Annotated in this window: 10 protein-coding genes; 5 read left to right on the top strand and 5 right to left on the bottom strand. The window is 38.1% G+C overall.

Annotated features, from left to right (window positions below; genetic code table 11):
- Positions 1 to 12 precede the first annotated feature (12 nt).
- The 3 genes from MWU56_RS11180 (at position 13) to MWU56_RS11190 (ending at position 1,961) form a co-directional block, all read left to right on the top strand.
- Positions 13 to 408, top strand: a complete 396-nt coding sequence (locus MWU56_RS11180) for a DoxX family protein (RefSeq protein WP_247044556.1) — start codon at positions 13 to 15, stop codon at positions 406 to 408.
- 154 nt (positions 409 to 562) lie between these two features.
- A complete protein-coding gene (locus MWU56_RS11185; RefSeq protein ID WP_247044557.1) occupies positions 563 to 1,285 on the top strand; it encodes a nitroreductase family protein in 723 nt (240 codons plus the stop codon).
- A gap of 100 nt (positions 1,286 to 1,385) precedes the next feature.
- Positions 1,386 to 1,961 (top strand): DUF7010 family protein, encoded by a 576-nt coding sequence (locus MWU56_RS11190; RefSeq protein ID WP_247044558.1) that lies wholly within the window; start codon positions 1,386 to 1,388, stop codon positions 1,959 to 1,961.
- A 46-nt stretch (positions 1,962 to 2,007) separates the two neighbouring features.
- On the opposite strand, the gene MWU56_RS11195 is transcribed toward MWU56_RS11190, so the two are convergent.
- From MWU56_RS11195 to MWU56_RS11215, 5 genes are all read right to left on the bottom strand, one after another.
- Positions 2,008 to 2,514 (bottom strand): OmpH family outer membrane protein, encoded by a 507-nt coding sequence (locus tag MWU56_RS11195; protein ID WP_247044560.1) that lies wholly within the window; start codon positions 2,512 to 2,514, stop codon positions 2,008 to 2,010.
- 242 nt (positions 2,515 to 2,756) lie between these two features.
- Positions 2,757 to 3,587 carry a class I SAM-dependent methyltransferase gene (locus tag MWU56_RS11200; protein WP_247044562.1) on the bottom strand — a complete coding sequence of 277 codons (831 nt, stop codon included), beginning with the start codon at positions 3,585 to 3,587 and terminating at the stop codon, positions 2,757 to 2,759.
- A 441-nt stretch (positions 3,588 to 4,028) separates the two neighbouring features.
- Positions 4,029 to 5,897, bottom strand: coding sequence for a tRNA uridine-5-carboxymethylaminomethyl(34) synthesis enzyme MnmG (gene mnmG, locus MWU56_RS11205; protein WP_247044563.1), 1,869 nt, complete (start codon positions 5,895 to 5,897; stop codon positions 4,029 to 4,031).
- 2 nt (positions 5,898 to 5,899) lie between these two features.
- Positions 5,900 to 6,319, bottom strand: a complete 420-nt coding sequence (gene ybeY, locus MWU56_RS11210) for an rRNA maturation RNase YbeY (protein ID WP_247044565.1) — start codon at positions 6,317 to 6,319, stop codon at positions 5,900 to 5,902.
- Positions 6,312 to 9,620, bottom strand: coding sequence for a hypothetical protein (locus tag MWU56_RS11215; RefSeq protein ID WP_247044567.1), 3,309 nt, complete (start codon positions 9,618 to 9,620; stop codon positions 6,312 to 6,314). Before MWU56_RS11215 ends, ybeY begins: the two co-directional genes overlap by 8 nt.
- A 277-nt stretch (positions 9,621 to 9,897) precedes the next feature.
- On the opposite strand from MWU56_RS11215, the gene gltX reads away from it, so the two are divergent.
- Both gltX and MWU56_RS11225 read left to right on the top strand, forming a co-directional pair.
- A complete protein-coding gene (gltX, locus tag MWU56_RS11220) occupies positions 9,898 to 11,394 on the top strand; it encodes a glutamate--tRNA ligase (RefSeq protein WP_247044568.1) in 1,497 nt (498 codons plus the stop codon).
- Between the two features lie 92 nt (positions 11,395 to 11,486).
- On the top strand, positions 11,487 to 12,419 hold the full coding sequence (locus MWU56_RS11225; protein WP_247044569.1) for an SPFH domain-containing protein: 933 nt from the start codon (positions 11,487 to 11,489) through the stop codon (positions 12,417 to 12,419).
- Positions 12,420 to 12,455: the final 36 nt, after the last annotated feature.

Raw genomic sequence — 12,455 nt, forward strand, 5'->3', positions numbered from 1 at the left:
ATAAAATAATTTATGACGACTATCTTCGCAAATACTACGGAGCTTTTATTGTTAGGTTTTTTGACCATCACTTTTTTACAAAGTGGAATAGATAAAGTGTTGAACTGGAAGGGGAACCTTAGTTGGTTAACGGGGCATTTTGCCAAGTCCCTTTTTAAAGGGACAGTTCCAGTACTTCTTGGAACTATTATGGTTCTTGAAATGCTTTCAGGAATACTTTGCGGCATAGGAGTGTTTCAATATGTTGTTGATGGAGATAGCATACTTGGTTTTTATGGGGCCGTTCTGTCCGCAATTACTTTATTGATGTTATTGTTGGGGCAGCGTGTGGCTATGGATTATGAAGGTGCAAAAACCATTGTGATCTATTTAATCCCTACCATTTTTTTGGTGTATCTCATGCAATAAAGCCACACCTTCTGCCTCAACTAAAACCATTACAAATTATTTGAATGCTGAGCATCGGAAACTAATGCGGGCTTTGTAAAAGCATTCAGAAATTTCAGAATAGTTCTTATGACCCTTATTTTAATTTTAATGTAGTCTGCTTAATCATGAACCTATGACTTTCGAAGAAACTGTAACCCACCGGCGCTCCGTAAGAAATTTCAAGGACGAAGCTATTGATGAAGCTATTGTGAGACAATGTCTGGAAATGGCCACGTTGGCACCCAACAGCTCCAATATGCAGCTTTGGGAATTTTACCATATCACGAATTCAGAGACACTTCAAAAGCTTTCGGTGGCATGCTTGGGCCAACAAGCGGCTACAACGGCCCAACAATTGGTGGTATTTGTCACAAGACAGGACCTTCACCGGAAAAGGGAACGAACCATGTTGAAACTTGAAACCATAAACATCCAAAAGAACAGCCCGAAGGAGAAACAAGAAGCTCGTTTAAAACGGTGGCAAGTTTATTATGGAAAAGTAATGCCATTTTTATATACTCGTTTTTTTGGGGTGTTCGGGTTAATTCGAAAAATTATGGTAAATATAGTCGGGTTGTTCCGACCTATTGTTTATCAAGTCTCCGAAGGGGATATGAAGGTGGTTGTACACAAAACCTGTGCGCTGGCTGCCCAAACTTTTATGTTGGCCATGTCGTCTAAAGGATATGACACCTGTCCTATGGAGGGGTTCGATAGCAAGCGGGTAAAGCGTATTTTAAATTTGCCGTATGGGGCACAAATCAATATGATTGTTTCGTGTGGCATACGTGCAGAGGGAGGAGTTTGGGGCGATCGAATGCGCATTCCTTTTGATGAAGCGTACAAACGCGTTTAGAGGGAGAGGCATACACTAGTATTGTTATTAAGAGACCTCTTAATCAAGTTTTATTTTAATTAGTTGGGCATACCTTTTTAAAATCCAAGCTCATTTTGACATGAACAAACCAGAAAACAATCCATCCATTCAAGATTTGAACAATATTTCCATTGCTCAATCCGATTTGCGCAAAGGCTACGGAGATGGTGCTTTTGGCGTTTTATCATCAGGGTTTGTATGGCTGGTTTCTTCTTTGGTAGCCTTACTGGTTTCGGACCAAACTGCGGTTTGGACACTTTTTTTCGGTGGAATGCTCATTCATCCCTTAGGCCTGTTGTTGGCTAAACTAACAGGAGTTCCCGGCAAGCATTCCAATCATAATTCTTTAGGGAAACTAGTTATGGAAGGCACTATTTTTATGTTAATGTGTATTCCTTTGGCCTTGTTGCTCTCTTTACAGGAGCATGCGTGGTTTTTCCAAGGCATGCTATTGATCATTGGCGGAAGGTATCTAACCTTTACCACACTTTATGGCATTAAAACGTATTGGGGGTTGGGCGGAATTTTGGGTGCCGCGGCCTTTGCTTTGTTCTTCTTTAACGCTTCTCCGGGAATTTCAGCACTTACAGGTGCAATTGTAGAATTGGGATTTAGTATTGTTCTATTCGCATCATTTAAAAAACCAAAAACATAAAAAACCCGCTTTTAAGAGCGGGCTAACTTTAGGTTGTTATACAGTCCTATTTCTCGTATTTATCATTTAAGATTGTTAGGATCACATCGGTAAGGTCGTGTGCTTCTTCACCATAAAGCACGGAACCTCCGTCACCACCACCTAGAATATACGTATAGCCATTGGCTTTTCCATATTCCTTAATTTCCTTTTTAACCTTCTTTACCAAGGTATCCATTTCGGTCTGACTGGTGAGTTGTAATTGTTGCTCTTCCTGTTGCAATTGTTGTCCCACAAACTGTCCGCGTTGTTGTAATTGGGCATATTCTTCCTGTGCACTGTTCTGGCTCATTTTCTGAGCTTTTGATTGGAATTCTTGTAATTCCAATTGGAAGGCTTGCGAAATACTATCCCTTTTTTTGGTCATTGCATCAGCTTTAATTTTGAATCTAGACTCAACATCAATTTTTTCTTGATACTCGTCCATGACCCTTACACTGTCCACAAATGCAATTTTGTTTTGCTGACATGCCATGGCTGTGATGGCAATCGCAAGAACTACTAATTTTTTCATCTTTTATTTTTTATCGATGAGCAAAAATAGAAAAGGTTTTGGAATGCCCATCATTAAGTTTTTGTGTTTCATTTATTAGCCTGATATATTTCATAAAGAAAACTTATGGTCTTTGAACCTGTTCATTTGGCCTGACTATTAAAAACGGCCTGTAGAAACACGGCCATTTACGCACTTCTCTTTTACGGAGCCCTATCGCACATAAGAACGGTATTTGTGCCGATAGAACGCATTAAAACGCTTTATTTCTTCTTTTTTAGGATATAAATCAATGAAGAGTGTTCTTTTGTAACTATAGCGCTACAATTAGACCATAGCCCGACAAAAAAAGCACGAATCATATGCAAACTGTTCCCTTTATACTTTTCAGAGAGCATGGAAACATAAAAGGCATCGAACCACATAGGTTTAATTTTAATGATTTCCATGTTGTGCCGGGAAAAAAGTTCTGAAATTGATTTTTTAGAAAAATGCCATAAATGTCTAGGCACATCATAAGCCGCCCAATGGCTTTTATAATATTTAGCATCAAAAGATTTAAAATTTGGGACGGCAATTACCAAGACCCCTTCTTTTTCCAATAGGGAAACCAAGGAGCTTATATCGTGTTCTAAATTGGGTAAATGTTCCAAAACATGCCAAAGGGTAATGGCTTTAAACTTTTGCCCTGACAAAGTTTCTAGATCTGGCTCAAGTTCCATTCCTTTTTTAGCGGCCAACCTTCTAGCGTTCACATTGGGTTCGATACCAACGGTTTTAAATCCTGAATTTTGCGCTGTAATTAAAAAATCGCCGGTTCCCGCACCAAAATCAAGCAGTGTTCTGCCATTATCTATTTGATTTTCAACTAATTGGGTCTTAGTATTAAGATTTCTCCGCTTTACGAGTTGGTATAATCTATCCGTAAAAGATTTTTTTGAGTCAGTGTGGGAAATATAATCCTCACTTTCATAATACACTGCTATATTTTTTGGTTGAGGTCGAGTTACCAGCATATCCAGGTCCTCATCCCAATGCAATTCAAATTGTTCTCCAGAAACGGAAAAGTCCTTAGTTTTTAAAAACAACTTCATTGTAAATATCTATAACCAAATGTTTATTACTTCAAATCCCGAAGATATGATAAAACTATATCTCTTGTAATGGTACAATCCTATAAACATCCTTTTCGATTGTATTAAAATCCTTTCTACTATAACATCAACTTCTAATTTAAGTTTCGTAGGGAACACAGAAACTAAATTAATTCCGACCTTTTATTTAAGAGAATCTCAAATTAAAAAAAGTGGTTTTCTCGGAATGTCGTTGTTTCTCTTTTTGCCAGAGTTGGTTGATGGTCGTTTTAAACACCAACGCATTTAAATTGAAATACAGACTTAAAAAACATTTTAAAGGAGGATAAAATAGTTCGTTTTTACTGTCATAATATCCTGTTTAGGTCTAAGGAATAATCAAAATTAGACGCTTACCGATTCTGTGTTAAAGTTATGTTCCACGTGGAACAATGATATTGGTTATCGACCTAAATACACCAACAGAACGCTTATATCTGCCGGAGAAACCCCGCTTATTCTTGACGCTTGAGATATTGTAACAGGCTGAATTGATTTTAATTTTTCTCGAGCTTCATAAGATAAGGACTTAAGCTTGGAATAGTCAAATCCATCCGGAATACGAACATTCTCCAAACGCTGTAATTTATCAGCGTTTGTTTTTTCCTTTGCTATATAGCCCGAATACTTAACTTGAATTTCCGCTTGTTCCAAAACCTCAGAATCCAACTCGTTCTCTTGTACAAATTCAGAAACCGAGCTTAATTGTAGCATATGGTCCATAGTAACTTTTGGTCTAGAAAAAACTTTAAATAGCTTATCGGATTGTTTAACCAACGACGAGTTCAACGACTCTAAAATGGGGTTGATTTCTTGGGTGCTAAAGCTGGTCTTCTTGAAAAAATCCACAAACTTTTTAGATTTCCCCATCTTTTCTTCCATACGTCTTAAACGATCTTCTTTGGCCAAACCAATTTCATATCCCTTAGGAGTTAGCCTCAAATCTGCATTATCCTGACGTAATAATGTTCTATATTCTGCTCTAGAAGTAAACATTCGATAGGGCTCTTCGGTACCTTTTGTAATCAAATCATCAATCAAAACGCCTATGTATGCTTCATCCCTTTTTAAAATAAAGGCATCCTCATCATTGATTTTCAAATGGGCATTTATTCCTGCCATCAAACCTTGCGAAGCCGCTTCTTCGTACCCTGTGGTTCCGTTAATTTGACCAGCAAAATAAAGATTCTTGACCAACTTGGTTTCTAGGGTATGTTTTAGTTGTGTGGGCGGAAAATAATCATATTCAATGGCATATCCCGGCCTAAAGAACTTCACTTTTTCAAACCCTTTCACAGATTTTAAAGCTTTATATTGAACATCTTCTGGTAAAGAAGTTGAGAACCCGTTCACATACACCTCCACAGTATTCCAACCTTCAGGTTCTACAAATATTTGGTGAGAATCCTTATCCGCAAATCGATTGATCTTGTCTTCGATAGATGGACAATATCGAGGCCCAATACTTTGTATTCTGCCATTAAACATAGGAGAGCGCTCAAACCCTTCCTTAAGTAAATCATGTACTAATTTACTTGTATGGGTCATATAACAATCCCTTTGCGTTTGTAAGATTTGAGTGTTTGAATATGAGAATTTCTCAGGAGACTCATCTCCTGGTTGTACAATCATTTTTGTATAATCCAAAGAGCGACCATCAACTCGTGGCGGGGTTCCTGTCTTCATTCGACCGCTATCGAAACCCATATCCACCAATTGCTCGGTGATTCCAGTTGCAGCCTTTTCTCCAGCTCTTCCACCCCCTAATTGTTTTTCGCCAATATGAATTAGCCCATTCAAAAAGGTTCCATTAGTAAGAACTACAGATTTGGCCCGAATCTCTAAACCAAGACTGGTTTTTACACCAACTACTTTATCGCCTTCAATTAATAAACCACTAACCATTTCTTGATAAAAGTCAGCATTTGGAGTGTTCTCCAAAGCCATCCTCCATTCTTCGGCGAAACGCATTCTATCGTTCTGTGCCCTTGGACTCCACATTGCAGGTCCCTTGGATTTGTTTAGCATCTTAAATTGGATAGCCGATTTATCTGTGACTATCCCGCTATAACCTCCCAAAGCATCTATCTCTCTAACAATTTGCCCTTTTGCAATACCTCCCATAGCAGGGTTACAGGACATTTGACCAATAGTTTGGAGGTTCATTGTAACCAACAACGTACTTGAACCCATATTGGCGGCGGCGGCGGTTGCCTCCGCGCCAGCATGGCCTCCACCTACAACAACTACATCATATTCCTTTTCAAACATAACTACTGTTCCACGTGGAACATTTTAATTTTTTCATCTTCCTTTCCTCTCATAATAGCTTTTTCCTCATTGGATTTGTCGTTATAATCAACTAAATGAAGAATGCCATGACTCATTACCCTGCGTAGCTCATTTATAAATGCTACGTTAAACTTTTCTGCGTTATCCCTAACTCTTTCCGTTGAAATAAAAATATCCCCTGAGACTGTCTTGCCGTCTCTATAATCAAATGTTATAATATCTGTAAAAGTGTTGTGATTTAGATATTCTTCATTGAGTTTTAAAAGATAAGCATCATTGCAAAAAATATAGTCAATTTGGCCAGTGATAAAACCCTCAGAGCATATTATCCTATCTATCCAATTGGCGTACTTGGTTATATCCTGTAATACGAACGCATTTTTAAAATGAAACTCAATCATTATTGAAATAACTCTTTACCTTTTTCTCAAAATTTTGCCGCAAAGGTAAAGCTTGTCTATTTAATATTTCAATGTCGTTCTGGTATTCCCGTAGTAACTCTGGTTTAGTGGTAACAGGGTTCTTAAAACGATCCAAATTGGTCTGACTTTCCCTTTTATTGTCCTCTCCTTGTTCCATAGCAGCATTTTCAAGTTTTAACAATTGATGCTGAATCACGTTCGCTTTACTACGTGTTCTTTCGGTAATTCCATTTTCTAGCAAATCATTTTCAAAATTCTCCATTTGCTGGATTAACTTCTTGGCCAGATTTTTATCCGATTCCCGCATCATATCCTCCAACTGTTTTTCCAGGTTCTCTCTTAAAAATTGTTGTTCCTTATATATTTCATAAACCTCTTCAAGACTCATTTCTCCGAGCCCATTTGAACTAGAATTGCCTCCTTTTCCCTCTTGAGAGTTATTTTGCCCATTGTCACTTTGGCCTTCTCCTCCGCCCTCTCCTTTTTCACCATCCCCCTTAGTGCCTTTAGATCCTTGCTGTTGGTCGCCTTGATCTTCACCAGCTTCCTTTCTTTTACCCTTCGATTGCTGACCACTTTCGCCCGAACCACCCATTTTTTCTTGAATATTCTGTTGTCCTTTGATAATATCCGGAAGTTGAAAGTCCTGACCTTCTCCACCACCTTGACCGGGGTTCATGTTTTGTTGCATATTATCCAAAACATTTGCGAGAAAGTCTGCAAGTGCATTAGTGGCATTAATAACATACTGTTGGTATGATGCGCCTTGGTACATCTGATTTTCAGCAATACTTTCCAAAGATTTATCTATATTATAATAAACCTCGGATATCTGCTCATTAACAAACTCAGACAATTCAACCTTTCGTAGCGAAAGAGCAAAAAGACTATCATCTACGTGTTCGAACAATCGTTTAAGGTTCTGTTGATCCTTTACGGTTCTGGAAAATTGAGAAATATCTCCATCGTTGGTTTGAAGATTATCAAAAAGGCTTTCCTGCTTAAAAGAAAAAGTAATAAGATTATCCAAGATTTGACGTAACATTTCAGCATCTTCAGCCTCAGACTCACTGCCACCCATAGCGCCCGATTTCATAGAATCGCTCATTTCTTGCATCTTTTGTGCAGCTGACTTTTGCTTTTTGGAGGCACCTTCCTTGGTCTTTTTATGTTCTTGAGAATCTGAAGAACCATCCAAATGCTGATGTTTTTGTAACTCGTCTAACGCATCCTCCTGATCTTTCTTCACATCTTCTGAATTAGTATCATCGATATTGAAATCAAGGGGCTTTTGCAGGGCTTCATTATCCCTTTGAAGTTCTCGCAATTCTTCAGCAACTTTATTGAACTCTGAATTCAGCGTATTCTGTTCCTCAGTACTTTCTTTTGAAATTTCAGAGTCTGACAAATTATCTTGTTTATTAGCCAATTCCTCAAGGTCTTTTGAAATCTGGGATGCTTTTTCTGTAACGTAGTATCGTTTTGTCAACTCTAATATCTGTTCAAGATTTCGGGTGTTCTTACCTTGGTTTTTACCCAATTCCTCCAACCGTTTTTGAAGATCTTCCTTATCAATTTTGTCTGCTATCTTGTCAAGCTCCTCTAACAATTTAGCGTTCTTTTTCGCTTCAGCCTCTTGCCGCTCCAAACGTTCTTGGAGCATCCGCTTCATTTCCGAATTCTCTGAAGTTTTCTCTATACTTTCATTCAACTGCCGACTAAACTTTTCCATCAGCTCATCCTGTTGTTTCTGTTGTTGTAAAAAGTTCCGTATTTGATTTCGATCCTCAAAACTTAAGGTCTTTTCCTCCCTTTGGATGTTGTTTATATCAGTAAGCTTATCTTCTTGCTGTTTTAATTTCTTTAGGGTCTCACCCATTTGGTTCAATGTTGAGTTTTGATACTCTAACTCCTTGTTTTTCAACTCCTTATCATCATAAAACACTGCGTCAAATACTCGGCTTTTTGTTACCTTACCACCTCTAACACCATCATTATCAACCACTTCGAAATACAATTTGTATCGTTTACCTGGTTGCAGAGTTAAACCACTTGGAAATGTGTAGTAAAACTGAGAAACATTTGTACTAGGTGACTCTAATAATACTTTTTGACTGTTGTTAATATCATCTATAGGATAATAAACCAACCTGATTTCACTTATACCATGGTCATCCCCAGCTTGTCCGGCATAATAAGACTGGTTAGGGTTCAATGAATCCAATACTTGATCAACTTGAACAGTGGCCATTTCATCCTTTACAACCCTCAACCCATAAGCCAATCTTTCAAAGTCAGACACCTTCTCATTTGAAGTGCTAAGTTCATAGTCGAAATTATCATATACAACTTTAGAATCAGAAAATAGGTTGCCTTCCTTTTTTAGATAAACCATGGTATCACGAGCAATCATTTTAATAGTATCCACATGATCTCCACGAATGCCCCATGTTACAGTAGTTCCTTCCGGGATCTCGGTATTACCTGTCCCAGAAACCACCTCTGGTTCCATATTTAGGTATCTTGGATACTCTAATTCCATACTAAAATCAACCACTGTGGGCGTTCTATAGCTTCGTATTAAATATTGTTTGGAGGACCAACCATTGGCCGTGAAGTAAATAGTATTTTCCGGAACTGGTGCTTCAAAGGTATATTCATAGAAGTCTTGTCCACGCTGCATCAACAATTCCTCGCCATTAACGACAATAGTTACATTATCCGGTCGAACTTCACCAACCGTACCAACCCTAACAGTTAACGACTGATTATCCAACACTTCCAAACTAGTGTTCATCAACTCGAACCTAAATGGTGCTGGCTTTTCGTATGCCATATCATAATGCATTACACGTTGATGTGAGTTGAAAAAAGAAACGATATCTCCAGTAAACCAAATAATACCAAACAAGGCCACAGGTATAATAAAATACTTTGCGTATCTATAGCTATCCTTAAAATTAACAGCCTCAGTGAACGGAACGGTACCTAAACTAGAAGCACGCTGTTTAATACTGGCTAGTAAAAGATCGGATTTTTGTTGATTTTCAGATAATTCAAGTAGATTGAACAATTTATCATCAATATCAGGAAAATGTTTCCCAATCAACTGTGACGCCCTCTTCTTGTCAATTCCGTCCCTAATTTTGAACAGGTACATCAACGGAACTATAATATAATTATATAACAGAAAAAGCTCCACTACTATAAACAAGAGAAAAAGTGTAAGCCTCCAAGACTCATTGAGCCACAAGACATATTCAAAATATGTTATGGTCATCCAAAAAAGACTGCCCAGAGTAAGAAACAGGAACACTCCCCTTATCAGTTGTTTCGTATAAAACTTCCTGATAAATTGTTCGAGCTTTGATATTATTAACTGGTATGGATCCAAAATAACATATTAGTATCACCAATTTACCTGATCCATAGTAATTCAAAAGAAAAATTTTGTTAAACATTCAGTCAAGGGCACTACCGAAACATAAAAAAGACAAGCCAGAAACCCTTTCCAGTTCATTGGTAGCAATGTATCTTTGCCAAAAACAAAGCTTATTATGAGCCAAAAAGTACGTGTTCGATTTGCGCCGAGCCCAACGGGACCGTTACATATAGGGGGGCTTCGTACCGCTCTTTTCAATTATTTATTTGCCAAGAAAAATGGTGGTGATTTTATACTTCGTATTGAAGATACAGATCAGAACCGTTTTGTTGATGGAGCAGAACAATATATAATAGAAGCCTTGAACTGGTGCGGAATATCCTTTGATGAAGGACCCGACAAGGAAGGCGCTGTAGGCTCATATAGGCAAAGCGAACGCAAAGACCTTTACAAGAACTATGCTCTTGAGCTTATTGAGAAGGGCAAGGCTTATTATGCTTTTGACACCGCTGAAACACTAGATTATCATAGAAAGGACCACGAATCCAAAGGGAAGACCTTTATATATAACTGGCACAATCGTTTAAAATTGACCAACTCCCTATCACTATCCAAAAAACAGGTAGCGGATAAATTGAATGCCGGCGAACCCTATGTTATCAGATTTAAATCCCCTGAGAATGAAGAAATTCATTTAAATGACATTATACGTGGACAAATATCAATTGATAGCAGTACTTTGGATGATAAAGTTCTCTTTAAAAGCGATGGCATGCCAACCTATCATTTGGCCAATATTGTAGATGACCATTTGATGAAAATTACGCATGTTATCCGTGGTGAAGAATGGTTACCCTCACTGGCACTACACAATCTACTGTACAATGCTTTCGGTTGGGACACACCTGAATTTGCACACCTGCCGTTGATAATGAAACCTGTTGGTAAAGGAAAATTGAGCAAGCGGGATGGTGAAAAAGGAGGCTTCCCTGTTTTTCCATTGACTTGGAACCAATCAGAAGGCTATCGCGAAGCAGGATTTTTCCCTGAGGCAGTAGTTAACTTTTTAGCCTTACTAGGGTGGAATCCAGGGACCGAACAGGAAATCTTTAGCCTAGAAGAATTGGTAAATACTTTTAGCTTAGAACGTGTAAACAAGTCAGGTGCCCGCTTTGACCCAGAAAAGAACAATTGGTATAATCAACAATGGTTACAGAAAAAATCTAATGATGATTTAGCCGCCTTGTTCGCTTCCGATTTAGAAAAAAGAAACATATCATCAACCAAGGAATATACTACCCAAGTTGTATCATTAATAAAAGAACGCGCAACATTCGCAAAGGATTTTTGGGAATTGGGAGATTATTTCTTTCAAGCACCCCAGTCCTACAACGAGAAAGCCGTAAAAAAACAATGGAAAGAAGGCACGCCAAAAATAATGGCAGCTATTGTTGAGGTTTTGCAAAATATCACTGATTTTGATTCTCCAATAATAGAAGAAGCCGTTAAAGGGTGGATTGCAGAACAAGAGCTTTCTTTCGGAAAAGTTATGCCGCCGTTGCGTTTGGTTCTCGTTGGTGATATGAAAGGTCCTCATATTTTTGATATTATGCACCTAATCGGTAAAAAAGAAAGTGTAAATCGTATAGAAACCGCAATTGCACAGCTTTAGAATTGATAGAACTGTAACTTTAATTGACGAATGACTACTAATACTATGTTCAAGTTTCGTAATTTCCATTACTAAAATAAAACATAAATACCATGGGCAACTTTTTATTTATACCTATTGCGTTTATAGCGCTGATCATTCTATTTAAGTTTTTCTTCATTGTTAAACAACAAACCGCTGTTGCCGTTGAGCGATTTGGTCGGTTCCACAGCATCCGAAACTCGGGTCTGCAAATGAAAATTCCAATTGTAGATCGCATAGCGGGTCGTTTAAGTCTAAAAATTCAACAGCTAGATGTAATTGTTGAAACGAAAACCTTGGACGATGTATTTGTTAAATTGAAAGTATCCGTTCAATATGTGGTTATTCGTGAAAAAGTCTATGAGGCATTTTACCAACTAGAATACCCACATGATCAAATTACTTCTTATGTGTTTGATGTGGTACGTGCAGAAGTTCCGAAAATGAAACTTGATGATGTCTTCGTAAAAAAAGACGACATCGCTATTGCCGTTAAATCGGAACTGCAAGATGCAATGTTGGATTATGGCTTTGATATTATAAAAACATTGGTTACCGATATTGACCCAGACGGACAGGTTAAGGAGGCCATGAACCGTATAAATGCATCTGAACGTGAAAAAATAGCCGCACAATTTGAAGGTGATGCACAACGTATTCTTATTGTAGAAAAAGCAAAAGCAGAGGCAGAAAGTAAAAGACTGCAAGGTCAAGGTATTGCAGATCAGCGTAGGGAAATTGCACGTGGTTTAGAAGAATCCGTTGAAGTGCTCAACAAGGTTGGTATCAACTCGCAAGAAGCCTCCGCCCTTATTGTAGTAACCCAACATTACGATACACTACAGGCCATTGGTGAAGAAACAGACACCAACTTAATATTACTGCCGAATTCACCACAAGCAGGTAGCGACATGCTAAACAATATGGTCGCTTCTTTTTCGGCAAGTAACCAAATCGGGGAAGCCATGAAACGTAAACAAAAAGAAAAAGATTCTAAAGCATAACGAATGCTTATTAAAATAAAAAGGCTCCTTATAAGG

Source organism: Allomuricauda sp. F6463D (assembly GCF_023015965.1).
Lineage (GTDB): Bacteria > Bacteroidota > Bacteroidia > Flavobacteriales > Flavobacteriaceae > Flagellimonas.